Annotated in this window: 20 protein-coding genes and 1 pseudogene; 16 read left to right on the plus strand and 5 right to left on the minus strand. The window is 52.2% G+C overall.

Going from position 1 to position 25,167, the window contains the following annotated elements; translation table 11 throughout:
* Positions 1-15 precede the first annotated feature (15 nt).
* Positions 16-933 (minus strand): PfkB family carbohydrate kinase, encoded by a 918-nt coding sequence (locus tag H144_RS0130560; RefSeq protein WP_019945942.1) that lies wholly within the window; start codon positions 931-933, stop codon positions 16-18.
* Positions 934-1,125: 192 nt separating this feature from the next.
* Between H144_RS0130560 and H144_RS35275 the strand changes: the two are divergent.
* The 3 genes and pseudogenes from H144_RS35275 to H144_RS0130575 all read left to right on the plus strand — a co-directional run bounded on the left by H144_RS35275 (position 1,126) and on the right by H144_RS0130575 (position 4,119).
* Positions 1,126-1,511, plus strand: a pseudogene (locus H144_RS35275) (DUF5618 family protein).
* Positions 1,512-1,532: 21 nt separating this feature from the next.
* Positions 1,533-3,035 carry a cysteine--tRNA ligase gene (gene cysS / locus H144_RS0130570; protein ID WP_019945944.1) on the plus strand — a complete coding sequence of 501 codons (1,503 nt, stop codon included), beginning with the start codon at positions 1,533-1,535 and terminating at the stop codon, positions 3,033-3,035.
* A 49-nt stretch (positions 3,036-3,084) separates the two neighbouring features.
* Positions 3,085-4,119, plus strand: a complete 1,035-nt coding sequence (locus tag H144_RS0130575; RefSeq protein ID WP_026351127.1) for a M28 family peptidase — start codon at positions 3,085-3,087, stop codon at positions 4,117-4,119.
* Between the two features lie 4 nt (positions 4,120-4,123).
* On the opposite strand, the gene pbpC is transcribed toward H144_RS0130575, so the two are convergent.
* Positions 4,124-6,424: a penicillin-binding protein 1C gene (gene pbpC / locus H144_RS0130580; RefSeq protein WP_019945946.1), complete on the minus strand. Its 2,301-nt coding sequence runs from the start codon at positions 6,422-6,424 to the stop codon at positions 4,124-4,126.
* 155 nt (positions 6,425-6,579) lie between these two features.
* On the opposite strand from pbpC, the gene glpK reads away from it, so the two are divergent.
* The 7 genes from glpK (at position 6,580) to H144_RS0130620 (ending at position 15,764) form a co-directional block, all read left to right on the plus strand.
* Positions 6,580-8,079: a glycerol kinase GlpK gene (gene glpK / locus H144_RS0130585; protein WP_019945947.1), complete on the plus strand. Its 1,500-nt coding sequence runs from the start codon at positions 6,580-6,582 to the stop codon at positions 8,077-8,079.
* Positions 8,080-8,391: 312 nt separating this feature from the next.
* A complete protein-coding gene (locus tag H144_RS0130595) occupies positions 8,392-9,201 on the plus strand; it encodes a 3'-5' exonuclease (RefSeq protein WP_019945949.1) in 810 nt (269 codons plus the stop codon).
* 102 nt (positions 9,202-9,303) lie between these two features.
* Positions 9,304-9,657 (plus strand): NADH-quinone oxidoreductase subunit NuoK, encoded by a 354-nt coding sequence (nuoK, locus tag H144_RS0130600; RefSeq protein WP_033403560.1) that lies wholly within the window; start codon positions 9,304-9,306, stop codon positions 9,655-9,657.
* A gap of 32 nt (positions 9,658-9,689) precedes the next feature.
* Positions 9,690-11,609, plus strand: a complete 1,920-nt coding sequence (nuoL, locus tag H144_RS0130605) for an NADH-quinone oxidoreductase subunit L (RefSeq protein WP_019945951.1) — start codon at positions 9,690-9,692, stop codon at positions 11,607-11,609.
* 54 nt (positions 11,610-11,663) lie between these two features.
* Positions 11,664-13,112, plus strand: coding sequence for a complex I subunit 4 family protein (locus H144_RS0130610; RefSeq protein WP_019945952.1), 1,449 nt, complete (start codon positions 11,664-11,666; stop codon positions 13,110-13,112).
* 9 nt (positions 13,113-13,121) lie between these two features.
* Positions 13,122-14,516, plus strand: a complete 1,395-nt coding sequence (locus H144_RS0130615) for an NADH-quinone oxidoreductase subunit N (protein WP_019945953.1) — start codon at positions 13,122-13,124, stop codon at positions 14,514-14,516.
* Between the two features lie 111 nt (positions 14,517-14,627).
* Positions 14,628-15,764 carry a UDP-N-acetylglucosamine 4,6-dehydratase gene (locus H144_RS0130620; protein WP_019945954.1) on the plus strand — a complete coding sequence of 379 codons (1,137 nt, stop codon included), beginning with the start codon at positions 14,628-14,630 and terminating at the stop codon, positions 15,762-15,764.
* On the opposite strand, the gene H144_RS0130625 is transcribed toward H144_RS0130620, so the two are convergent.
* Positions 15,765-16,676: an alpha/beta hydrolase gene (locus H144_RS0130625; protein ID WP_019945955.1), complete on the minus strand. Its 912-nt coding sequence runs from the start codon at positions 16,674-16,676 to the stop codon at positions 15,765-15,767.
* Positions 16,677-16,993: 317 nt separating this feature from the next.
* On the opposite strand from H144_RS0130625, the gene H144_RS0130630 reads away from it, so the two are divergent.
* From H144_RS0130630 to H144_RS0130655, 5 genes are all read left to right on the plus strand, one after another.
* Positions 16,994-17,767, plus strand: a complete 774-nt coding sequence (locus H144_RS0130630; RefSeq protein WP_019945956.1) for an alpha/beta fold hydrolase — start codon at positions 16,994-16,996, stop codon at positions 17,765-17,767.
* Between the two features lie 90 nt (positions 17,768-17,857).
* Positions 17,858-18,529: a CBS domain-containing protein gene (locus H144_RS0130635; RefSeq protein ID WP_019945957.1), complete on the plus strand. Its 672-nt coding sequence runs from the start codon at positions 17,858-17,860 to the stop codon at positions 18,527-18,529.
* Positions 18,530-18,622: 93 nt separating this feature from the next.
* A complete protein-coding gene (locus H144_RS0130645) occupies positions 18,623-19,498 on the plus strand; it encodes an NAD kinase (RefSeq protein WP_019945958.1) in 876 nt (291 codons plus the stop codon).
* A 26-nt stretch (positions 19,499-19,524) separates the two neighbouring features.
* Positions 19,525-20,547, plus strand: a complete 1,023-nt coding sequence (locus H144_RS0130650) for a dipeptide epimerase (protein ID WP_019945959.1) — start codon at positions 19,525-19,527, stop codon at positions 20,545-20,547.
* Between the two features lie 9 nt (positions 20,548-20,556).
* Complete coding sequence (locus H144_RS0130655; protein WP_019945960.1) at positions 20,557-21,651, plus strand: aminotransferase class I/II-fold pyridoxal phosphate-dependent enzyme; 1,095 nt, start codon at positions 20,557-20,559, stop codon at positions 21,649-21,651.
* Between the two features lie 8 nt (positions 21,652-21,659).
* Here H144_RS0130655 and tatC read toward each other — a convergent pair whose 3' ends face one another.
* Both tatC and pdhA read right to left on the minus strand, forming a co-directional pair.
* Positions 21,660-22,550 (minus strand): twin-arginine translocase subunit TatC, encoded by an 891-nt coding sequence (gene tatC, locus H144_RS0130660; protein ID WP_019945961.1) that lies wholly within the window; start codon positions 22,548-22,550, stop codon positions 21,660-21,662.
* Between the two features lie 138 nt (positions 22,551-22,688).
* Positions 22,689-23,720 (minus strand): pyruvate dehydrogenase (acetyl-transferring) E1 component subunit alpha, encoded by a 1,032-nt coding sequence (pdhA, locus tag H144_RS0130665; RefSeq protein ID WP_019945962.1) that lies wholly within the window; start codon positions 23,718-23,720, stop codon positions 22,689-22,691.
* Between the two features lie 129 nt (positions 23,721-23,849).
* Here pdhA and recF point away from each other — a divergent pair, with 129 nt between their 5' ends.
* A complete protein-coding gene (gene recF / locus H144_RS0130670; RefSeq protein WP_026351129.1) occupies positions 23,850-24,947 on the plus strand; it encodes a DNA replication/repair protein RecF in 1,098 nt (365 codons plus the stop codon).
* Positions 24,948-25,167 lie beyond the last annotated feature (220 nt).

Consider the following 25,167-nt stretch of genomic DNA (forward strand, 5'->3'; position numbering starts at 1 on the left):
CTGAACTTTAAACTTTTATTGTATTTCGAAGCTCGACAAATTCACAAATTCCTGCACGCGGGAATTGATTTCTTCCTGCGAAAGGTTCACGAGGCGCTCAGTACCGAATTTCTCCACACAGAAGGAAGCCATCGCCGAACCGTAAATGATCGCGCGCTTCATGTTTTCGAAAGAAATATCGTCGGTAGCCGCAAGGTAGCCGATGAAACCGCCTGCGAATGTATCGCCGGCACCGGTCGGATCGAACACTTCTTCGAGCGGCAATGCCGGCGCGAAGAAAATACGATCGTCCTGGAACAGCAATGCACCATGCTCGCCTTTTTTGATGATCAGCGTTTTAGGGCCCATTGCCATGATTTTCTTCGCAGCCTTACGCAACGAATACTCACCTGAGAGCAGACGCGCTTCTTCATCATTGATAGTCAACAAATCGACGAGCGCCAGAACGGATTTCAGATCGTCCAATGCGATATTCATCCACAGGTTCATCGTATCGAGCATGATCAGCTTCGGGCGTTTCGCGAGGCGCTCGATCACCAGTTTCTGGGTCGCAGGCACCGTGTTGCCCAGCATCAGGAATTCGGTACCCTGATAGGAATCCGGGATAATGGGGTCGAAATGCTCCATGACGTTCAACTCGGTAATCAGCGTGTCGCGGGTGTTCATATCCTCATGGTACTTACCCGACCAGAAGAACGTCTTGCCATCCTGAACGATCTCCAACCCATTGGTATTCACGCCATGTTCTTCGAGCAGGTCGATCATTTCTTTTGGAAAATCACCACCTACCACGGCAACGAGGTTGTTCTGTTTGGTAAAATAGGAAGCAGCTAGTGTGATGTAAGTGGCTGCACCACCGATTATTTTGTCTGTTTTTCCAAACGGGGTTTCGAGCGCATCGAATGCAACAGACCCTACGGTAAGTAAACTCATAAGTGATTACTGTGTTGATTTTAAGTTAGTTTCAAACTGGATTTTAAATGCAAAAACGCTGCGAAGATAAACAAAACGCCCGAATAGCCTTCTCCCACCCGCTCATTCTCAGCTACGCCTACAAATCAATGTTGGGTTATTTGCTATTTTTGTCTGAATCAAGTAAAAACACCACTCTAATCACATACTATCATGGAAGGAATCTCAGAAGCAAGACGCCACATCGACAATGCAAAGGATTTTCTCAGCAACAATGCAAGGAAGCAGGATGGACTCTATCAGGATAGAAAGTACGTTAAGATTGCAGGACATGCAGCCTATACAGGTGTGTTGTTGGCGCTGAACGAGCTTTTAGGAGAAAAAACAAAAAGACCCCGAAGAGTGTTGAATGGTATCAGCATGCATTGAGCCGAATTGACAAGACGCTTTTATCAAACTTTACCGGCGCTTATGAAATCCTTCACCTGCATATGGGCTATCAGGGAATCCAAACTGCCGACACGGCTTCATTAGGTCTCAAAAAAGCCGAAAAAATCATCGACTGGGTCGAAACGCGGCTCGAAAAGAAAAATCAGTAATCAAGAAAGTACAACATATAAATGACCGCACAAACTTTCCAGCCACTTAAAATATTCAATACGCTTACCCGTAAAAAGGATGTTTTCGTTCCCATTGCGCCTCCCTACGTCGGCATGTATGTGTGCGGGCCGACGGTCTATAACAATGTGCATTTGGGCAATATCCGCACGTTCCTTTCATTCGACATCCTGTTCCGATACCTGACGCACATCGGCTACAAGGTCCGCTACGTGCGCAACATCACCGACGTAGGCCACCTCGTGGGCGACGGCGACGAGGGCGAGGACAAAATCGGGAAAATGGCGAAGCTCCAGAAGCTGGAACCGATGGAGATCGTGCAGCGCTACACCAATGATTTTCATGACGTTACGGCCGTGTTCAACCTGCTTTCGCCGAGCATCGAACCCACCGCCACCGGCCATTTGATTGAGCAGATCGAAGCCGTGGAGTCCCTCATCGAAAAGGGTGTAGCATATGAATCGAACGGGTCCGTGTATTTCGATATTAATAAGTACCAGGCCGGGGGCAACGAATACGGCAAGCTCTCGGGCCGCATTATCGAGGATTTGCTCAATGAAACCCGCGACCTCGACGGCCAGGCCGAAAAGCGCAACCCGCTCGATTTCGCATTGTGGAAAAAAGCCAGCCCGGAGCACATTATGCAATGGGAATCGCCCTGGGGCAAAGGCTTCCCCGGCTGGCACCTCGAATGTACCTGCATGAGTGCCAAGTATTTGGGCAAACAGTTCGATATTCATGGCGGCGGTATGGATTTGAAATTCCCTCACCACGAATGCGAGATCGCGCAGGGCAAATCGCTCACCGGCGAAGAGCCCGTTCGCTACTGGATGCACACCAATATGCTGACCGTCAATGGCCAGAAAATGTCCAAGTCGCTTGGGAACTCGTTCCTGCCGGCTGAGCTGTTTTCCGGGAACCACGAGCTGCTCGAACAAGCGTACAGCCCGATGACCGTGCGGTTCTTCATGCTCCAAAGCCAGTACCGCAGCACGCTCGACTTCTCGAACGACGCATTGAAAGCCGCTCACAAAGGCTACAAAAAACTCGCGAACGGCCTGCGCCTAGCGAAACTCCTGACGTACACGCACGAGGACGGCGTGAGTGCGGACGACGCAAAAAAAGCCGATATCGAAAAATCGATCGAAGGTTTTTACAATGCCATGAATGACGACCTGAACACGGCAGTAGCATTCGCCAACCTGTTCAACATGCTGAAATACATTAACATGCTGAATACCGGCCAGCTAAAATCCGCCGCATTGGGCGAGGCCGTATTCACTTCGCTGAAAGAGCAGTTCGTCGTATTTTTCGAAGATGTCCTCGGCCTGAAAGAAGAACTCGCCGAAGGCCACGCCATTCTCGACGGCATGCTGAAACTGTACCGGGAATTTAAACTTTCCCAGAACTACGAAAAAGTGGACGAAATCCGTTCTTATTTCAAAAATCAGGGGCTGGTGATCCGCGACACCAAGACGCGCATCGACTGGGCTTACGAGGAGTAAACAGGAAGCGGCGGAGGTCGTCGCGCTATCAACAATATTTAATTCAGAGATGTCATTTCTTTCTAAGAGTTTGTTTTTGAAGAAATTACCGATACTTCTAGCCATTGTCGCCGGTATTTACGGCTGCAAAAGCAACACCAGTTCCGAGCAAACCGCCGAACAAGCCCCGACGGCACTCGTGAAAAGCGCAGATTTTAATGCCGACAGTGCATTTCAGTTTGTCCAAAAACAGGTCGATTTCGGGCCGCGCGTGCCGAATACCGCCCAGCATAAGGCTTGCGGCGACTACCTGGTCGCTACTTTGAAAAAATACGGCTGGCAGGTAGTGGAGCAGCCGTTTACCGCCACCACCTACGATGGTACGAAACTAAATGCCCGGAACATCATCGGAAGTTTCAATCCGCAGGCCAGCAAACGCATTCTGTTAGCATCGCACTGGGATTCCCGGCCATTTTCTGATCAGGATTCTCTGGTGAAAAACAAACCTGTACTCGCCGCCAATGACGGTGCAAGCGGCGTGGGCGTGCTCCTTGAAATTGCACGCGTGCTTTCCAAAGAGGCCGCAAAGCCGGATATCGGCGTCGATATCATCTTTTTTGATGCGGAAGACTGGGGCTCCTCAGGTTCGGAAGATACCGGAATGGAATATGGCGGTTTCTGCCTCGGCTCACAGCATTGGGCGGCCAACAAGCATAACCCGAACTATACGGCCTATTTCGGAGTATTGCTCGATATGGTAGGTGCAAAAGGCGCGACTTTCTTCAAGGAGGGCTATTCCGTTCAGTTAGCGGATGATACCGTGCGCCAGGTGTGGGCTACGGCCAGCCGCCTCGGTTACAGCAATTATTTCATCGACGAAACCGGCGGCGCCATTACCGACGACCACGTGCCCGTGAACAAGGTGGCCCGCATCCCGATGATCGACATTATCCATACCCACCAGCACAACCTCAACAAAACGTTCTTCGACCAGTGGCACACCACCCACGACACGATGGAAAACATCGATCCGAAAACGTTAAAAGCGGTAGGACAGACGCTCATACAGGTGCTGTACCAGGAAGCAAAGGATCAGCCGCTGTGATCCGCTACATCCGCTTCACCACAATCCAAACGTCCGAATTCCGTCCCTTGTCATCGGAGCAGGATATTTTGACGCGTCCCAGCGGCGGACTGATGAAGACGCTTTCCTGCGGCGGCGATTTTTGGTGTAATTTATCATTGACATACCAATACACTTCCTGAACATCATTCGCCGCCTGGCACGCTAGCTGAATCTGCTGCGGCTCGTCCTTGCGGATATAGTATTCGCTGCCTTCGTTCGGGCTCACGATCAGCGGCGCGCCTTCGTGAAATACCCGTTCGCATTGCGGGTTATGCGGAGGGATTTTGGCATACGGCAGTTTTTGTAACTCATAAAATGCAATCAGTTCCGGTGCGAGATTCGGGTAAGCCCTCTTTTCAAAATCTTTTTCGGGAAGACAGTAGGTGCAATAGGACATTTTGCCCGCCGCATCCGTGAATACCCATCGCATATGCCGGCATTTGTGATAGCCCGACACGCCCACAATGTATTGCGCCGGCACCTCGTGATCACAAAATTCGGAAGGAATGTCGCCGCTCACGGGGCACACATTACGCAGTGCAATGTTAGCCGGAGATTGGTACCAGCCTTTGGGAGAGTTGTAGTCCAATGCATTGAAGATCGAGAAGAGCAGCGGCGTGGCGGTATTGGCGCCGCTCAGCTCGGCTACGCCTTCTCCCGAAAAATTACCGACCCATACCCCGACTGTGTACCGGCGGTTATAACCAATGCTCCATGCGTCCCTTTTTCCATAAGAAGTGCCCGTTTTCCAGGCGATGCGGGGCAAATGGTAGGTATTGTCAAAATTGGTGGGCAAATCGGGCCGGGTGATTTGGGTTAAAATACTGGTAGTCAAGTAAGTTGCTTCCTGCGACAATATCGGTATTCCCTTTTTTACAACGGCATCCGCGCTGCTGAGCCTCAGGTTGCGTAGCTGCCCTTCGTTGGCAAATGCGGCAAAAAGCCGTGTCAATTCTTCCAGCGTCACGCCGCACCCGCCCAATATCATCGAAAGACCCAGGTCTTTGGCCTGCTTATCCACCGTTTTGAAACCCGCTTTCCGCAATTTGGCGATCAAGGCAGGGGTGCCGATGTCCTTCAAAACCTTCACGGCCGGGATATTCAGCGAATTGGCCAATGCAAACTCCGTCGTGACGGCCCCGTTGAAATGCCGGTCGAAATTCTCCGGTTCGTAGCCATTGAAATTCCCCGGCACGTCGTTCAGCACCGATTTCGGCGTGATAATGCCCGCGTCGAAAGCCGTTGCATAGAGTAGTGGTTTGAGAGTACTGCCCGGCGACCGCACGGCCCGTACCCCATCCACCTGCCCCCCGTCGAACGGGTTGTTGAAGTCGGCAGAGCCTATGTAGGCCTCTACCTGCATCGTTTCGTTATTGATCACCAGCACGGCGGCATTATGGATGTTCATCAGCTGCCGCCGGTTGATGTAGTTCCGCACCTGCTCCTCGATCTGGCTTTGCGCTTGGAGATTAAGATAAGTACTGATCACCGGCTCGTCGGGAAACTGCTGTTTGAGGCGGATCGATACATGCGGGGCAAGCCGCGGCATCTGTCGGCGGCGGATATCCAATGGCTCCTCCAAAGCATCCCGGATCACATTCGCATCGAACAATCCGTCCTCTTCGAACCGTTTGAGCCAGCTGTTCCTCGCCACGCGCAATGCGTCGTTACGCGTGCCCGGGCGCAGGCCCGAGGGACGGTTGGGCACGATGGTCAATGCGGTAATTTCGGCCAGGCTCAGCAGCTGCGGCGCTTTGCCGAAATAGAGCAGCGAAGCAGCCTTGATCCCCTCGATATTACCGCCGTAAGGCACCAGATTGACATACAATTGCAGGATCTCCGCTTTGGAATAGTGCATTTCGAGCTGTGCGGCATGCCACATTTCTACCACTTTGTTCAGGTACGTGCGCGGCCTCGGGTCCATGAGGCGCACCACCTGCATGGTGATCGTCGAAGCACCCGACGTCCTTTTGCCCGAAAATACGTTGCGCACCGCCGCCCGCACCACCGCGAGCGGGTTCACGCCCGGATGATAATAGAAATACTGATCTTCCTTGTAAATGAGCGTTTTGCGCAGCAGCGGCGTGATTTCGTTCACATGCGAATAGAGGCGCCATTTGTCTTCTTTACTCAAAAATGCATGGATTACGCGGCCTTTCGAGTCAGTGATTTGCGTGGCGTAACGGATTGCCGGGCGGAAGGGGAAGGCGAAGTCAAGTACCCAAATCAGGAGCAGGAAGCATAACAATGCCAGTAACCCTTTTTTGACCCTGCTGTTTTTCATGTGAGATGTTCTGAACCGCAAATATATGGATAGGCAACGGTGCGACAGGGATTTACAATGCCCCGTTCAATAAAATTGGCCGGCCGTTTGTGCTGCTCGGTTAATTTTGCCTATTTACTTGCTTTACTACAAATAAAATCAATCATAATACTATTATGTCCAAATACATTGCCGCCATTGACCAGGGTACCACCAGCACACGCTGCATACTTTTCAACCAACAGGGGAATATTGTTTCGGTAGGACAAAAAGAGCACGAACAGATTTACCCACACCCCGGCTGGGTGGAGCATAACCCGACCGAAATCTGGAAAAATACGCTGGAAGTGATCGCCCTGGCGCGGATCAATGTATCGGCACATGCGCAGGATATTGCCGCGGTAGGCATTACCAACCAGCGCGAAACGACAGTCGTCTGGAACAAGCGCACCGGCAAGCCGTATTACAATGCATTGGTTTGGCAGGATACCCGCACCACCGACCTCGTTGCGAAGTATGAAAAAGAAGGCGGCCTGAACCAGTTCCGCGACATTACCGGTCTGCCCGTTTCGACCTATTTCAGCGGTTTGAAACTCAAATGGCTCCTCGATAACGTAGCAGGTATCCGCGAAGACGCAGAGAAAGGCGAGGCGATTTTCGGAAACATCGATACCTTCCTGATCTGGCATCTCACGGGCGGCACGCACGGCGGCATTCACGTGACGGATGTGACCAATGCCAGCCGCACCCAGCTCATGAACCTGCGCACATTGCAATGGGACCCATCGATGCTGGCGGCCTACAATATCCCTGAAATTATGCTCCCTGCCATCAAAAGCAGCAGCGAAATATATGGCTATGCTACCCATGAAGTGCTTCCCGGCGTGCCCGTGGCGGGCGACCTGGGCGACCAGCACGCGGCATTGGTAGGCCAAACCTGCTTTGAACCCGGCATGGCCAAAAACACATATGGTACCGGCTGTTTCCTCGTAATGAACACGGGTACAGAGCTGAAAACCTCCGAAAACGGCCTGCTGACGACCATTTCCTACAAATTCGGCGACCAGCCGGTGCAATATGCGTTGGAAGGGAGCGTGGCCGTGACCGGTGCGCTCGTGCAATGGCTCCGCGACAACCTCGGCCTGATACAGAACAGCAGCGACATCGAGCCTTTGGCCGCGACGGTCGAAGACAATGGCGGGGCGTATTTTGTACCAGCATTCTCAGGCCTGTATGCCCCCTACTGGCGCAACGACGCCCGCGGCGTGGTAGCGGGCCTTACACGCTATGTGAACAAAGGGCACATTGCCCGTGCCGTACTGGAAGCCACAGCTTACCAGACCGCCGATGTGGTGAAAGCCATGGAGCAGGATTCCGGCATCGAGCTCGCCAGCTTGCGTGTCGACGGCGGGATGGTACATAACCAGCTATTAATGCAGTTCCAATCCGACATTCTCAACACGCAGGTAGTTTCCCCGGCCGTGGCCGAAACCACCGCATTGGGCGCGGCCTACGCCGCCGGACTGGCAGTGGGCTACTGGAAAAGCACCGATGATCTGAAGAAAAACTGGGCCATCGCCCATACGTGGAACCCCGATATGCCCGACGAAAAGCGGGATACCTATTACAAAGGCTGGAAGAAAGCGGTTACCAAATCGTACGATTGGATTGATTAGTGACGCCTTTCGTTATGGTCGGGTGTGGTCATTAGTAGTCAGGATTGGTCAGGTATTGTCATTTATAGTCATAGTAGAAGAAAATCGCACTGGCGATCATACACCTGACCACAAATGACTACCCTTGACCAACCCTGACCACCCCTGACCAAAAATGACTACCCTTGACCAAACCAGACCACCCCTGACCAAAAATGACAATACCTGACTACACCTGACATCCTTTTTTATAATCTTTATAAACAAGCCCATTCCTTGTGCCGTCACGCCGTTCACCTTAACTTCGCGGTGCCAAATCAACCTGAGTAACCCATGCATACCCTCCATCTCAAAAAGCCCCTTGCTTTTTTTGATCTTGAGACAACCGGAGTCAACATTGTCCGCGACCGCATTGTAGAAATCTCCGTAGTAAAAGCATTGGTGAATGGCGAAACCGAGATCCGCACGCGGAGGATCAACCCCGAAATTCCTATCCCGCTGGAAAGCAGCCTCATACACGGCATTTACGACGAAGACATCAAAGACGCCCCCACATTCAAAAGCGTTGCCAAAAACCTCGCATCCTTCCTCGAAGGCTGCGACCTGGCCGGTTTCAACAGCAACCGGTTCGATATCCCGATGCTCGTGGAGGAATTTCTGCGCGTGGGTGTGGATTTCGATATCAAAAACCGCCGGATGGTGGACGTGCAACGGATCTACCACATGATGGAACCGCGGAACCTGGGAGCTGCCTACAAGTTTTACTGCGGTAAAACCCTCGACAATGCCCACAGCGCCGAAGCCGATACCATTGCTACCTTTGAAGTTTTACAAGGACAAATCGCCAGGTACGAGGGCGTTACCGTCGTCGATTCGCACGGTAAGGAAACGCAGCCCATTCAGAACGACGTGGCGGCGCTGCACGAACTGACGGCTTCCCGGATCGTGGATTTCGCGGGCCGTATGGTGTTCAACGACAAGGGGGAGGAAGTATTCAATTTCGGGAAACACAATGGCAAACGTGTGGCCGATATATTGAAAAACGAACCGTCGTTTTTCGACTGGATGATGAAAGGCGAGTTCCCCCTCGACACGAAACGCAAATTGACGGAGATTAAATTAAGGGGATTAACCCAACGTTGACATAATCTTACCTCAGGTTTGAGTAAGTAGTAATTATGTCTATTTTTGCCAGAAATCTATTTTTGACTATTTTAACCGGATATCCAACTAGGTAAACCTGCTATGATCCCAAACCCTACGATGCCAGAGGTTAACATACCAGCGGTTATTCAAAATATCCCACTTCAAAGCTATTTAATTCTCAGCACCTTGCTATTTGTGATCGGTATCATCGGCGTACTTACGCGGAGAAATGCCATCATCATTTTCATGTCGATCGAATTGATGCTCAATGCCGCTAACCTGCTGCTGATCGCATTCTCTTCCTACCGGTCCGATCCTTCCGCGCAGGTCTTCGTATTCTTCATCATGGCGGTTGCCGCCGCAGAAGTGGCCGTCGGGCTTGCCATTATCGTAATGATTTACCGCAATACCAGAAATACCGACATCGGGTTCCTGAATAAGCTGAAATGGTAAACAATCCAGAGATTAAAGATTAACAAATAGACATGTCTGCATCATTACTCATCCTGATTCCGCTGCTGCCGCTCGCCGGTTTTCTGATCAACGGACTCGGATTTCCCAATATTCCCAAAGGCGCAGTCGGTATCATCGGAACGCTGGCGGTAGTGGCCAGTTTCGTGCTTTCCGTGATGACGTTCAATGCGTTCGTAGCGGGCGGAAGCCAGCCGTTCATCGTCCCGCTTTTCGACTGGATCACCGTAGGCGACCTCAACATTCCCTTCTCTTTCCAGGTCGACCAGCTTTCGTTATTAATGCTGATGATCATCACGGGCGTAGGCTCGCTGATCCACATTTATTCGATCGGCTACATGCACCACGATTCGGGTTTCGGTAAATTTTTCGCTTACCTGAACCTGTTCTTGTTTTTCATGCTCCTGCTGGTGCTGGGCTCGAACTACGTGATCATGTTTATCGGCTGGGAAGGTGTAGGACTTTGCTCTTACCTGCTTATCGGTTTCTGGAACAAGAATACCAACTACAACAATGCTGCCCGTAAGGCATTCATTATGAACCGTGTGGGTGACCTTGGATTTCTCCTCGGTATCTTCACGATCATCGCTACGTTCGGTTCGGTAGAATACACCGAAGTGTTCAGCAAAGCGGCCGCAGGCTTCCAGGTAGGCGACCCGGTGATCATCACCATTACTTTGTTCCTTTTCGTAGGCGCAATGGGTAAATCGGCGCAGATTCCTTTGTATACCTGGCTTCCCGACGCGATGGCCGGCCCTACGCCTGTTTCCGCCCTGATCCACGCCGCTACGATGGTGACCGCGGGCATTTACATGGTGATCCGCTCCAACGTGCTCTACTCGCTCGCGCCTTCAACACTCGAAATCGTGGGCATTATTGGTGGTGCAACGGCATTGTTCGCCGCGTCGATCGGTATTTTGCAAAACGATATTAAAAAGGTACTGGCCTACTCTACGGTGAGTCAGCTGGGTTATATGTTCATGGGTCTGGGCGCTATGGCCTATTCGGCGTCGATGTTCCACGTCATTACCCACGCATTCTTCAAAGCATTGCTCTTCCTCGGTGCCGGTAGCGTGATCCACGCCATGTCCGACGAACAGGATATCCGCTCGATGGGCGGCCTGCGCAAGAAACTGCCGATTACATTTATCACGTTCTTCATCGCTACCTGGGCGATCGCCGGCTTGCCGCCATTCGCGGGTTTCTTCTCGAAAGATGAGATCCTTGCCCACGTATTCGAACACAACAAACTTCTGTGGGTAATCGGTGTGCTCGGCTCGGTGATGACCTCATTCTACATGTTCCGCCTGCTGTTCCTGACCTTCTTCGGAACATTCCGCGGTACGCACGAGCAGGAGCACCATTTGCACGAGTCGCCGGCTTCAATGACGATCCCTTTGATCGTTCTGGCGGTACTTTCCGCATTGGGCGGGTTTATCGGTGTGCCGGAAGCATTGCACGGCACGCATCAGCTGGGTCAATTCATGAGCCCGTTGTATGATCTGGCCAAAACAGCCAATCCGGCCGCATTCGGGCATACTTCCCTTTCGCATTCGGAAGAGTATCTGCTGATGGGCATTTCCGTAGCCGCCGCAGCCATTTCTGCCATCGTAGCTTTTGTTATGTATGTACAAAAAGGTGCGGTACCCGCTCCCGACTCGGAAGAAAAATCAAGCCTGCAACGCGTGGTTTACAACAAATACTATGTCGACGAACTGTATGACGCCGTATTTGTAAAACCCATTAAGACATTGTCCAACATCCTGTACAGCTTCGGCGAGATCGCCATCGACCTCATTATCGGTGCGGTGGTGCGCCTGGTGAACATCCTGGCGGGATTGCTGAGAAAAACACAAACGGGGTCCACCGGCGAATACGTGTTCGCGATGGTGATCGGCATTGTGGTCATATTATTCTGGAAGCTGTTACTCTGATCCGATCATTCATCAATCCGTACCATACTGGTTTAGGACCGTCGACTTGAAAATATGCTTACTCTTCTTTTAATACTTTTACCGATAGCGGCTGGCGTTATCACCCTGCTGGCCGGCGAACGCCTCGCGAAGCAGCTGGCCCTGGTTGGCGGCCTAGCTTCATTGGGTGTCGCAACATTTACCTGGCTGCAATTCGACCCGGCGGCGGGTTCCCAGTTCGGGTTCAAATATGCGTGGGTAGCTTCCGGAGGCATTTCATTTGCTGCGGGCATCGACGGCATCAGCATGCTGCTCGTGCTGCTCACAACCTTCCTTACCCCGCTGATCATCCTTTCGGCATTCAAAAACGACTATAAAAATCCGGCCGCATTCTATTCGCTGATCCTTTTCATGGAAGCGGCACTGATCGGCGTATTTACCGCCACCGACGCCTTCCTGTTCTACCTGTTCTTCGAAGCGGCGCTGATCCCGGTTTACTTCCTTTCGGCGATCTGGGGCGGTGAAGACCGGATCAAGGTTACTTTCAAATTCTTCATTTATACCATATTCGGTAGCTTGTTCATGCTGGTAGCGCTGGTTTATTTGTATTACCAGACACCCGGTACGCATACTTCCGAAATCTCCGCATTCTACCAGTTGCAGCTGAGCCCTGCGGCGCAAGGCTACCTGTTCTGGGCGTTCTTCATCGCATTCGCGATTAAAATGCCATTGTTCCCATTCCATACCTGGCAGCCCGATACTTACACGCAGTCACCTACACCGGCGACGATGCTGCTGTCGGGTATTATGCTGAAAATGGGGGTTTACGGGCTCATTCGCCTGCTGCTGCCTATCGTACCGCTGGGAATGCAGCAATGGGGCTTCCTGGCGATGATCCTCGCCGTGATCGGTATCATTTACGGATCGATTATCGCCATTCAGCAGAGCGATATGAAAACGCTCATCGCCTACTCGTCCTTTGCGCACGTAGGACTGATGGCCGCCGGCGTATTCTCTTCTTCACTGAATGGTTTGCAGGGCGCATTGATCCAGATGCTGGCGCACGGCATCAACGTGATCGGCTTGTTCTTCATTGTCGACATTATCTATTCAAGGACCAAAACCCGCTACCTCGATCAGCTCGGGGGCATTACGCAGAGCACGCCGCATTTGAGCGTGTACTTCATGGTATTGCTGCTGGGTAGCGTCGCATTGCCGCTTACCAACGGTTTCGTAGGCGAGTTCCTGCTGCTTTCAAGTGTATTCCAATACAAAGGCTGGCTGGGTGCCGTAGCCGGACTGACGATCATCCTCGGCTCGGTGTACATGCTGCGCCTGTTCCAGAAATCGATGTTCGGGCCCAAATCCAAATGGGTGGAAGGCTTCCAGGACCTGACGGCGAGCGAGCGGGCCGTGTTGCTCCCGCTGGTGATCATGGTATTCTGGATCGGTATTTACCCCAGCACATTCCTGAAAATCACCGAGCCTGCTGTAAACCAATTGTTGCAACTGGTCAATAACTAAGTTAAGAATATGTATCCCATTATATTGTTATCGGTTTTTGGAATTATAACCCTTTTCCTGGGCTTCTCGAAATCCAAAAACATACTTTTGCCGGCCGTGCTGCTGTTCCTGATCGTCGCATTAGGCAGCAACTTCATCGAATGGGGCAAAGGGCCGTTCATCTACTTCAACGATATGCTGCGGGTAGATAACCTCACGCTCGCATTCAACGGGATCGTATTGCTTTCCGCATTCATGATCGCGGCCATTTCGGGCGGTTTTCAGGACAATGCGGATTCCGAACCGGCAGAATATTACGGATTGATGCTTTTCTCCCTTGTAGGCGCCATCATGATGATCGGCTTCGATCACCTGATCATGCTTTTCATCGGAGTAGAAATCCTCTCGGTAGCGATGTACGTGCTGACAGGTAGCAACAAACGCAACCTGCGCTCCAACGAGGCAGCATTGAAATACCTTTTAATGGGTGCATTCGCAACGGGCTTCATGCTCTTCGGTATGACCTTGCTGTACGGCGCCACCGGCTCGTTCAAGCTCGCCGCTATCCAGGGTTTTGCTTCTAATATGAATATGGGCCAGCAGTCCTACATCTTCTATGCAGGCTTGCTGCTGCTGCTGATCGGTATGCTGTTCAAAGTATCGGCCGCGCCATTCCATTTCTGGACGCCGGACGTGTACGAAGGCGCGCCGACTATCTTTACCACTTTCATGTCGACGATCGTGAAAACGGCCGGTTTCGCCGCGCTGTTCCGTTTACTAAATGGTACGTTCGCTATTTACGGCTTCTGGTGGATCGTCATCGCGATCATCGCCGTGCTGACCATGCTGGTGGGCAACATCGGTGCTACCAGCCAGGGAAGTTTCAAAAGAATGCTCGCCTATTCGGGTATCTCGCATGCCGGCTACCTGCTCATCGCATTGACGGCACTCACGAAGCCCAGCCAAAACGCTATTGTCTTTTACTCACTCGCCTACTCGCTTTCGACCATCTCCGCATTCGGTGTGCTGATGCTCGTTTCCAAAGAAAAATCCATCGAAGGACAGCCGAACGAACGCTACGAAGCATTCAACGGGCTCGCCAGGCAGAACCCCCTGCTGGCATTCGTGCTGGCGGTTTCCATGCTGTCGCTCGCGGGTATCCCCCTCACAGCCGGTTTCTGGGGTAAATTCTTCATCTTCACCAGCGCGGCAGAGCGCGGCATTATCTGGATCACGGTGATCGCGGTACTGATGTCGACGGTGGGTATTTACTACTATTTCCGCGTGATTATCTCGTCTTATTTCAGGGAGGGCGACACGGTAAAAATCCGGGTAGCGCCGTTCTATCAGATCATCCTGGTACTTGCGACTTTCCTGACGATCCTGTTCGGTCTGGCGCCGGGGATCTTCGAAAAGCTGATCTGACATTTTAGTAAAAAATACATTGCGAAAAGAGCTGTACACTTGCAGCTCTTTTTTTGTGACCAAATCCCGAAACGCTCGTATCAAGGGTATCAATTAACAAATGATAGCCTTATGCCAGCAAAACGACACACTTACCCATTCAACCCCGAAGACCTGCTCGGTCGCCCGGCCATTGTCCTCGACGCTCTAAACAGCGCACGTGAAATTAAAGGCCGTACCATCCTCATCACCGGCGCCGCCGGCACCATCGGCAGCGAACTTGCCGCACAGGTATGTGCATCTGCGCCGGCGAAGGTGGTTTTGATAGATCAATCCGAAACGGCACTCCACGACCTCGACCTTTTTCTGCGCCAGCACTTCCAGCATGTGAACCTGCATTGCTACGTCGCCAATATCACCGATGCACAGCGAATGGCGGAGCTTTTTTTCCGGCACCATTTTCAGACGGTATTTCACGCGGCTGCATACAAACACGTCCCATTCATGGAGCACCAGCCCTACGAGGCCATCAAAACCAACGTGCTCGGCACCGTGATCCTCGCGGACCTCGCCATTACCTACCGCGTCCAAAAATTCATTTATGTTTCCACCGACAAAGCCGTCCGCCCAGCCAGCATTATGGGTGCTACGAAACGCTTCGGAGAACTTTACCTGCAATACCTGCATGACGAATATCACGGTCAGACCCAATTCATTATCACACGATTTGGCAATGTACTGGGTTCTAATGGCTCATTCCTGATCCGTTTTGCGCAGCAAATCCGGGAGGGCGGACCGGTGGCCGTCACGCACCCCGACGCCGAGCGCTATCTGATGACCCCGACGGAAGCATGCCAGCTCGTGCTCGAAGCGGCAGCGGTGGGCAAGGGCGGAGAAATATGGTCGATCGATATGGGGAAGCCCGTGCGCATTGAGGACATTGCGCGCCGCATGATCGTGCTGGCGGGCCTGAAACCGGGCGCCGATATTCAGATCAGCTTCACCGGCTTACGGCCCGGCGAGAAAATATCGGAGGAAGAGGCATTGGATACGGGCGAGCCGGCAATGCAAAATGGCCTGCTCAAATGCATACGCTTTCCCGCTCCGCCCGGGCACTGCATACGGCAACGGCTATCGGCCCTGCGCCAGGCACTGGACTCCGGCCAACCGGAGCGGATGGTAGCCGTTCTCAAAGCGGCCATACCCGAGTACATCAGTGCCAATTCACCGTTCGTGAAGCTGGATGTGGCGCATTCGGGGCCGCCTTGATCATGGCGCGGCCAGGACACCGACCGTCCGCATCCACAGCAGGCACCGCCCGAACCATTCGTCGAACGTCGGTACTTTCGGGTAGCCGTGCTGGCCCTGGGAGTAAATGTGCATGTCCGTCGGGATGCCCTGCGCATTCAGCGCTTCGTAAAAGCGAAGGCTGTTGGAGACGGGCACCACCGTATCGTCGCCCGCATGCGTGAGGTATGCGGGCGGGGCCGTGCGCGACACTTGAAGCTCATTGGAAAAATACCGCACGCGCTCCTGTGCAGGCGCAGGCCCTAGCAGGTTTGCGGATGAGCCCTTATGCCCTATTTTATCCAGAAAACTGATAACCGGGTAAACGAGGATCATAAAATCGGGACGAAGGCTGGTCTTCTGCGGATTAGCGACGAATGCACTGTCGTAATGCGTACCGGCCGTCGCCGCCAGATGCCCGCCGGCCGAGAAGCCCATGATCCCGATCTTCGCGGGGTCAATGGCCCATTCTTTCGCCTTTTCGCGCACAGTCCTGATGGCCTGCTGTGCATCCTGCAAGGGCCCGATAGCCTTGTCCTGCATAATGCGGTCGTCGGGGAGGCGGTATTTCAATACGAAAGCGGCAATGCCCTGCTTGTTGAGCGCTTTCGCTACCTGGTAACCCTCGCGGTCGATCACGAGCACGCCATAGCCGCCGCCGGGACACACGATCACCGCGGTGCCGTTTCCGGTGCCTGCGGGTGGCAGGAAGGCCGTTAATGTAGGTTTTGAGACGTTTCGGACCACATTATTCTGGTTGGTTTCCCTGTCCTCGGCCTGTTTTGCATTCGGCACGCCATTCGGGTAAAGCGGCATTTCCGTTTGCGCATGCAGGGTAAGCGAGAGGATTTGAATAAGGCAAAAAGCGGCCAGCAGGTTGAAAATTCGGGTCATATCGGAAGAATAGCAGGATTTGGGGAGTCGATTTAATTTTTTTCTAATTCCGTTTGCAAAGAGGGTAAGGCGCAAATGGACGAATTTTACCTGCGCTACTTCGCCTGAATAGTCACGGGGTGCTTTGAACAGAATTGCACCATTCTGTGTTATTTGACTAATTCTTTTAATATTAATATAATATTTACAAGAAATTCGAAACGCGTTTGTTACTTTGCCTCATTGAACAATCAAAAAAATAACTAGTTTTGTAGAGTATCCTAATCATGCACTAGTTTCTTTGATAAGTTATAGATGGTCTTAAATCCACAAAAAGAATGAAATATACAGTACATGCAGAGGGCAGGTTTCAGTTTATCGACGAGGGAAAAGGCGAGACATTGTTGCTGTTGCATGGCCTTTTCGGTGCATTGAGTAACTGGGACGGTATCATCGACCATTTTTCAAGCCGTTACAGGGTAGTAATTCCACTTCTTCCGATCTACGAGCTGCCACCGCGTGAAGCAGGCCTGGAAGCGCTGCTAGCCTTTCTGGAAGATTTCGTTGCCTTTAAAAACCTGACCAATGTTACGGCCATCGGTAACTCGCTGGGCGGTCACATCGGCCTGCTCTACACCCTGAAAAACCAGGATAATGTACAGCGCCTCGTGCTGACGGGCAGCTCCGGCCTCTTCGAAAATTCGATGGGCGGCTCGTTCCCCAAACGCGGAAGTTATGATTATATCAAGGAACGCGTAGCTTACACATTCTACGATCCCGAAGTGGCTACGAAAGACCTCATCGACGAGGTTTTCGAAACAACGTCGAGCATTCCGAAGTGCATGAGCATCGTCGGAATAGCGAAATCGGCTCAGAGACACAATCTTGCGAAAGACCTGCACCAGATTACCGTTCCAACCCTGCTGGTTTGGGGGCTGAACGATACCATCACGCCACCGCATGTAGGCTACGAGTTCAACCGCCTGATCGCCAATTCGGAATTGTACTTTATCGACAAATGCTGTCACGCGCCGATGATGGAACATCCGCACGAATTCAATGTGATCCTGGAAAGCTTCCTGGAAAAACACGCAACGGTACCAGTGGCTTAAAAGCCGTGGAATTCCCTTCAAATTTCTTTTGTTACAATAGTTGACCTATATATTGTTTTTTTATAGCTTCGGAAAATGACGTTCTGACCCATGCTCGCAGCCAATCTGATAAATCCAATGATCCCCGTCCTGAAACCGACCGACTCGGTGGGCACGGCCTTGGATTGGATGGACGAGTTTGGCGTCAAGCAGCTGGTCGTCACCGATTCGGCCGCTTATCAGGGCATCGTTTCCGAGGACATTCTTTTCGACATTACCGACATTTCGGAGCATCTTTCCAAGGTAATCATCCAGCATCAGGACATTTTTGCCACCGAGGACCAGCATCCTTATGAGCTCCTGCGGCTGGTAAACCAGTTCGGACTCGCCGTAATCCCCGTTTTGCATGAGGATCGCTCGTTTGCAGGCAGCATTCTCGTCAACGACCTCGTAGAGCGCTTTGTCAATGAGCTCGGCGTACAGGAAAAAGGCGCGGTGATTGTCCTGAAAATCGAGGAAAGAAATTACTCGCTGTCCGAAATCAGCCGCCTGATCGAATCCAACGGCGTCAAAATCCTCAGCAGCTACTATACTTCCGGAGAAGTTTATAACCCCACCAACGAGGCGCGGTTGACGCTCAAACTAAACCGGACGCACATTACCCCCATTATCGCCACTTTGGAGCGTTTCGGCTACGATATCGAGGAAGCGCACGCCAACGACCCGATCGAAAGCCTCGACCAGGAGCGCCTCGATATGCTTCTGCGCTACCTCGCCACCTAGCATCCGGCGGCCCGTAAATGTACCTGCGGCTTTTGAATCAGGCTATTTGTCGCGTATCTTTCGGCTGAAACCACAAGTTTTACATTTCCTTTCATGAAAATCGCCATTCACGGACGCAACTTTAATGAGTCCGCCCGACCGTTTATTGAGAATATGTTCGATGAACTGTCGCGTCGAAAAGTTGAGGTTCAGCTTTCTAGGTCTTTCCGGACATTTCTGGACCAGAACGGCATTTCGCATTATTCGGAGCTCGTTTATGAAACGCCGGAACAACTTTGCGACGCGCGCCTGGTGGTGAGCATGGGCGGCGACGGCACGCTGCTGGAAACGATTTCGCATGTGGGCAAGCGCCAGATCCCGGCAATCGGCATTAATGTGGGCCGCCTCGGCTTCCTTGCCACGGTATCCCCCGAGCGCATTTCCGATATGATTTCTGCGCTTGAAAACAGCCAGTTCCGTATAGACGAGCGCACATTGGTGGAAGTAGAATCCAATATCGACCTGTTCGACGGCCTCAATTTCGGCTTGAACGACTTCACGATCACCAAAACGGATACGTCGTCGATGATCACCGTGCACACTTACCTGAACGACGAATTTCTGAACTCCTACTGGGCCGACGGCCTCATCGTTTCGACGCCGACCGGGTCCACGGGCTATTCGCTGAGCTGCGGCGGGCCTGTGCTGATGCCGCATTCTCAGAATTTCATCGTGACGCCCATCAGCCCGCACAACCTCAACGTACGTCCGCTCGTGGTGGAAGATACGGCCGTGATACGCCTCGAAGTAAAAAGCCGCAGCAGCAACTTCCTCGTCTCGCTCGATGCCCGCTCGCGCATTGTAGACGAGAACACGCAGCTGCTCGTGCGTAAGGCCGGCTTCATTGCCCGGTTGATTAAAATGAAAGACGACAGTTTTTTAAATACATTACGAAGCAAATTATCGTGGGGCCTCGATATGCGTAACTGACCCGCGGCATCCACTCCTGACACCCTATGCGCCTGACTTACCACACTTTCGACCTTCAACTGAAACACACCTTCACCATCGCGCACGACTCGCGCGATGTGCAGCAAACCCTTATCGTGCAGCTGAACGACGGCGTTTTCGCCGGTTTTGGCGAAGCCACTTCCAACCCCTATTACGGCATCACGATCGGCAACATGACGGCGACGCTGGATATGGTGAAGGATATTGTTGAAAAAGGGAAATACAGCTCCGCGGAAGAACTCTGGGCGATGGTACATCCGCTGCTCAAAGACAATTCTTTCGCGCAATGTGCATTGGACGAGGCGGCGCAGGATTATTTTGCCAAAAAGAAAGGGCAGAAACTGTACGAAAGCTGGGGCTTGTCGCCGGAAAACATCCCGATGACCAACTTCACGATCGGGATCGATACGGTGGAGAAAATGGTAGCTAAAATGAAGGAGCTTCCCTGGCCGATTTACAAGATCAAACTTGGTACCGACGAAGACCTGCGCATTGTGCAGGAGCTTCGGAAAAATACGGATGCTCTATTCCGCGTAGATGCCAACTGCGGCTGGACGGCGGAGAAAACCATCGAGCTGGCACCCAAACTGGCGGCGTTAGGCGTGGAATTTATCGAGCAGCCGCTGCCCGCCGACGATACCGAAGGTATGAAAGCGGTGTTCGCGGAAAGCGCACTACCCGTGATAGCAGACGAAAGCTGCATTATCGAAGAAGATGTGGAACCTTGCCACGGCCTTTTTCATGGTATCAATATCAAACTCACCAAATGCGGCGGGCCTACCGCGGCATTGCGGATGATCGCGAAAGCCCGTGAACTGGGCATGAAAACGATGGTAGGCTGCATGACGGAAACGAGTGTCGGCATTTCGGCCATCGCGCATTTACTTCCCCTGCTCGATTATGTGGATATGGATGGCTCGCTGCTGATCCGCAATGACCCCGCCACGGGTGTGACCTTCAATTTTGGCAAGGTAATCTATGCCCCGGGCAATGGCACCGGCGCTTCGCTCAAACCTGAATTTCTATAAGGCTAATCTGTGAAGGTATACCACAGCCACAAACTCCCCGGCCGGACCGTCGAAACTTCCGACGGGCAGGAATTCCTGTGGTTCAGCGGTACCGATTACCTGGGAATGGGCCACAACGAAGACCTTCGTAGATTTACCCATTCCGCTACGGAAACTTTCGGAAATCACTACGGAAGTTCCCGGAATAATAGTTTACGGCTCACCGTCTACGAACAAGCCGAGCAGCAACTGGCTGATTTCCTGCAAACTGAATCCGCATTGCTCGTTTCCTCCGGGATGTGGGCGGGACAGTTGCTGATGAAGGAGATTGAAAACATTGTTGGGCCGCGGCCGGACGTTACGCGGGTCATCTACCATTATGCCCCCGGCGTGCATCCCGCATTGTGGGGCCACGCTTTTCAGCGAAACGATGGCGAATGGGCCGAATGGGCCGCGCAAACGGTGCAAATAATCACTGCAACCGAGCCGGACGTGGCGCACATTATCTGTACCGACGCCGTAGGATCGCCGATGGTCAGCGCATTTGATTTGACGATTTTTAATACCCTGCGAAATACAGCGAATGCCTGGCTGGTCATCGACGAGTCGCATTCGCTGGGCGTCATGGGCACGAGAGGAAAAGGTGTTTCGGAGAAAATTGACCCAAAACTTTTGCCCCGAACCCTGTTCGTATCGTCGCTTAACAAGGCGCTGGGCATTCCGGCCGGGGCCATTTGGGCCGCGAAAAATGTGATTGAAACCCTGCGGAAATCGCCGTGGTTTGCGGGGGCCTCCCCGCCTGCGCCCGCGTATGCATATGCGCTGAAAATGCTGCTGGAAAACAATAGTTACCCGCTATCGAACGCATTGCTGCTGGATAATATCTCCTATTTTGTCAAAAGAATGGCGGACAGCTCGCTTTTTGAAGCCATTCCCGGTTACCCAGTCTTCTGTTCTGCCAATCCCGCATTGTTCGATCATTTGCTGGCGAATGGCATGATGGCCTCGTGCTTCCCCTACCCCTCGCCGGCCGATGCCCCGGTGACGCGCATTGTGCTCAGCAGCCTGCACCAAAAAGAAGACCTCGACCGGTTGGCCGAGGTCTGTAAAAAATTTATCGCTTAATGCCTTGATCAGTCTTCGGTAGTCGTATCAGAGTCACCGAATTTCGCGACGCGCTTCTCTTCGGCCAGCTTTTCACGCTCCACTTTGGCCGAAACCATGATACTCAGCTCATAAAGCAGGAACAATGGGATCGCTACGAGTACCTGGCTGTAAATATCCGGCGATGGCGTGATCACGGCTGCCACGATCAGGATGACGATCATCGAATGCTTGCGGTATTCGCGCATGAATGCCGGTGTAAGCACGCCTATCCTTGATAACACATACACGACGATCGGCAGCTGGAAGGCCACACCGCAGGCCAGCGTCAGCGTAGCGACGAGGGAAATGTAGGATGCCAGGCTGAATTCGTTGATAATGGACGGATCGAGCGTGTAGTTCGCGAGGAAGTTGATCGCCAGCGGTGATACCACGTAATAGCCGAACAGTACACCGGAAAAGAACAGGGTCGTTACATAAAATACCGCTCCACGGGCCGAACGCTTTTCGGAAGGCTTCAAGCCGGGCTCGATAAACCGCCAGATCTCCCAGAAGGCATAAGGAAATGCAAAGACAAGGCCGGCGATGACCGACGACGTCATACTCATCGTAAACGCATCTCCCATCCCGATCACCTGCAATTTAAAATTGAGCGCTTTTACGCACAAATCCTCATAACCGGTCACTTCCGACAGCTTGCAAAGCATGCGGTAAGTCCAGAAATCGGGCTGCGAAGGCGCGATGATCACATAATGGTAAATTTCCTGAATGTAAATAAACGCGAGGATGGCAAATACCAGAATGGAAGCTCCGGCGCGGATCACGTGCCATCTTAATTCTTCGAGATGCGAGAGGAACGACATCTCCTTGCCATCGCCATCTTCCTCTTCGTCTCGTTCAAAATCCTGGTCCAGGGACATATTTTAATTTATTACTAGAATTCAATCTACGTGGAACACTGCCGACAGGATCACTACCTGTTTACTAAAAGCTGAAATTACTTAAAAAACCCGTCGAAGTATTCCGGCGGGTTTTTTATCATGCATTGAATGAATGGATTAGTCCATTACGAAAGGATAATCGCTTTCCACATACACGTCGGTGTAGGCTTCTTTCGGGTCCGGCCACTCCGATTCTTCGGCGAATTGGACGGATTCTGCCACGATTTCCTTCACTTTTTTATCGATGTTGTCGAGATCCTCTTCGGTAGCGAGCTTGTTGTCGAGGATCACTGCGCGGATCTGCTCGATCGGATCGCGGTGTTTGTATTCTTCTACTTCTTCTTTCGAACGGTATTTCTGCGGATCGGACATCGAGTGGCCGCGGTAGCGATACGTACGGAATTCGAGGAAAGTTGGTCCGTCGCCCTTGCGCGCGCGGTCGGCTGCGCGGGAAACCGCTTCGTGGATCGCCTCCACGCTCATGCCGTCGACCGGCTCTGAAGGAATGTCGTAAGCCTCGCCCAATGTGTACAGCTCGGTAACGTTGGAAGAGCGCGCTACGGAAGTACCCATCGCGTAACCATTGTTTTCCACGACGAAGATCACCGGCAGTTTCCAGCTCATCGCCATGTTCAGCGTTTCGTGGAAAGAACCCTGGCGGATCGCGCCGTCACCGAAGTAACAGATACACAGGTTATCGGTTTTGTTATATTTCTCAGCGAAAGCGATTCCAGCGCCCAGGGGAATCTGGCCGCCAACGATACCGTGGCCGCCGATAAAGCCCACTTCTTTGTCGAAAATGTGCATGGAACCGCCTTTACCTTTGGTCGTACCCGTTTTCTTGCCGAAAAGCTCCGCCATGATCGCATTAGGGCTGGTGCCCAGCGCGAGGGGAATACCGTGGTCGCGGTAAGCGGTAATGTATTTGTCGCCTTCTTTGAGGGCACTCACCGCGCCGGAAGAGCAGGCTTCCTGGCCGATGTACAAGTGACAAAAACCACGAATTTTCTGCTGACCGTACAGCTGGCCTGATTTTTCTTCAAAACGGCGTTGTAAAAGCATATTCTCGAACCAGAACAGGTATTGCTCCTTCGGATGCTGTAACTTTTTGGGGGCTGATGCTTTCTTTTTCTCAGTAACGGTGGCCATGTATTTGGTTCTCGTTTATAAAGACAGAACTTTGTCTTAAAGTTAGTAGTGGTATGAACAGAGTCTGTTTTTGCCGTACTCACGCAATGATCTGCGAAAATAAGCATAAACTAAATAACAAAGAAGTTCATGTGGCTAGAAAAGCTCCACCTTACATACTTTAAAAGCTATGAGGAGAAGGCCTTTGTTTTTGGAGAACATGTGAACTGTATCGTGGGCGAGAATGGCAGCGGCAAGACGAACCTGCTCGACGCCATCTATTTCCTGACCCTCACCAAAAGCGCATTTCATAACCAGGACGCCCTCGGCATCCGGCATATCAACGACTTCTTCCTGCTCGACGGCGTCTTCAACGAACACGGCAAGCACATCCAGATCACGTGCAGTCTCCAGCGCGGCCAGCGCAAGGTGTTCATGGCCGATAAAAAGCATTACGAGCGCCTGAGCGACCATATCGGCCTGTTTCCGGTGGTACTCATCGCCCCGGACGATACCGATCTCATCCGCGAAGGTAGCGAGGAGCGCCGCCGGTTTTTCGACGGCGTTTTAGGTCAGGCCGTGCCCGGCTACCTCACCGATTTTTTGCAATACAACAAGATATTGACCCAAAGAAACGGCCTGCTGAAACTCTTCGCAGAGCGCAATTACCTCGACGAAGACCTGCTCGAAACCTACAACGAGCCGCTTATCGTCCTCTCGCAGCGCATTCACGAACACCGGGCGATGTTCATGCAAAAATTCGTCCCGCTCTTCCATAAATATTACGAATTCCTCAGCAGCGGCCACGAAAAGGTAGACGTAATCTATGAAAGCGAAGTCGCCAGCCCCGATTTCCCCGCCGAATTCCGCCGCAACCGCAGCCGCGACCTGCACGCGCAGCGCACGGGCAAAGGCGTGCATAAGGACGAGTATGTTTTCGAAATCGACGGGGTTACCCTCAAAAAGTTCGGCTCCCAGGGCCAGCAAAAGTCCTTCCTCATCGCCCTGAAACTCGCGCAATTCGAATTGTTAAAAGAAGAAAAGGGCAAAACGCCCATTCTGCTGCTCGACGACATCTTCGACAAGCTCGACGACCGGCGGATTCACAAGCTCATCGAACTCATCGACACCGGCTTTTTGGCGCAGGTTTTCATTACCGATGCAAGGCCCGAGCGCTCGCAGCGCATTTTGGAGCATGTGAAGGCGGATGTGCGGTTTTTTGAGATTGAGAAGGTGTTGAAGGAGTGAATGCGGTTTTAATTATGGCGAATTCGCCACAATTAGAAAAGACTCTGGTGTCAATTCCCTCAAAATCAGCGTTAAAGATTGGACCGAGAGGACTAATGCAATTGGCCATTGAAAAACTTGACGAGACGACTCTTGCTGAGGCCAGACAAATAGTAGAAAAGGACATATCCAACAAATAGCCCCTCTAAAAACACAAAATCCAGGCCAAACTGACCTGGAT

Source organism: Dyadobacter beijingensis DSM 21582 (assembly GCF_000382205.1).
GTDB classification, from domain to species: domain Bacteria; phylum Bacteroidota; class Bacteroidia; order Cytophagales; family Spirosomataceae; genus Dyadobacter; species Dyadobacter beijingensis.

What these genes read in the sequence shown, in the direction of transcription:
- H144_RS0130560 (WP_019945942.1), bottom strand. Translation starts at nt 933, where the DNA reads ATGAGTTTACTTACCGTAGGGTCTGTTGCATTCGATGCGCTCGAAACC.
- cysS (WP_019945944.1), top strand. Translation starts at nt 1,533, where the DNA reads ATGACCGCACAAACTTTCCAGCCACTTAAAATATTCAATACGCTTACC.
- H144_RS0130575 (WP_026351127.1), top strand. Translation starts at nt 3,085, where the DNA reads ATGTCATTTCTTTCTAAGAGTTTGTTTTTGAAGAAATTACCGATACTT.
- pbpC (WP_019945946.1), bottom strand. Translation starts at nt 6,424, where the DNA reads ATGAAAAACAGCAGGGTCAAAAAAGGGTTACTGGCATTGTTATGCTTC.
- glpK (WP_019945947.1), top strand. Translation starts at nt 6,580, where the DNA reads ATGTCCAAATACATTGCCGCCATTGACCAGGGTACCACCAGCACACGC.
- H144_RS0130595 (WP_019945949.1), top strand. Translation starts at nt 8,392, where the DNA reads ATGCATACCCTCCATCTCAAAAAGCCCCTTGCTTTTTTTGATCTTGAG.
- nuoK (WP_033403560.1), top strand. Translation starts at nt 9,304, where the DNA reads ATGATCCCAAACCCTACGATGCCAGAGGTTAACATACCAGCGGTTATT.
- nuoL (WP_019945951.1), top strand. Translation starts at nt 9,690, where the DNA reads ATGTCTGCATCATTACTCATCCTGATTCCGCTGCTGCCGCTCGCCGGT.
- H144_RS0130610 (WP_019945952.1), top strand. Translation starts at nt 11,664, where the DNA reads ATGCTTACTCTTCTTTTAATACTTTTACCGATAGCGGCTGGCGTTATC.
- H144_RS0130615 (WP_019945953.1), top strand. Translation starts at nt 13,122, where the DNA reads ATGTATCCCATTATATTGTTATCGGTTTTTGGAATTATAACCCTTTTC.
- H144_RS0130620 (WP_019945954.1), top strand. Translation starts at nt 14,628, where the DNA reads ATGCCAGCAAAACGACACACTTACCCATTCAACCCCGAAGACCTGCTC.
- H144_RS0130625 (WP_019945955.1), bottom strand. Translation starts at nt 16,676, where the DNA reads ATGACCCGAATTTTCAACCTGCTGGCCGCTTTTTGCCTTATTCAAATC.
- H144_RS0130630 (WP_019945956.1), top strand. Translation starts at nt 16,994, where the DNA reads ATGAAATATACAGTACATGCAGAGGGCAGGTTTCAGTTTATCGACGAG.
- H144_RS0130635 (WP_019945957.1), top strand. Translation starts at nt 17,858, where the DNA reads ATGCTCGCAGCCAATCTGATAAATCCAATGATCCCCGTCCTGAAACCG.
- H144_RS0130645 (WP_019945958.1), top strand. Translation starts at nt 18,623, where the DNA reads ATGAAAATCGCCATTCACGGACGCAACTTTAATGAGTCCGCCCGACCG.
- H144_RS0130650 (WP_019945959.1), top strand. Translation starts at nt 19,525, where the DNA reads ATGCGCCTGACTTACCACACTTTCGACCTTCAACTGAAACACACCTTC.
- tatC (WP_019945961.1), bottom strand. Translation starts at nt 22,550, where the DNA reads ATGTCCCTGGACCAGGATTTTGAACGAGACGAAGAGGAAGATGGCGAT.
- pdhA (WP_019945962.1), bottom strand. Translation starts at nt 23,720, where the DNA reads ATGGCCACCGTTACTGAGAAAAAGAAAGCATCAGCCCCCAAAAAGTTA.
- recF (WP_026351129.1), top strand. Translation starts at nt 23,850, where the DNA reads ATGTGGCTAGAAAAGCTCCACCTTACATACTTTAAAAGCTATGAGGAG.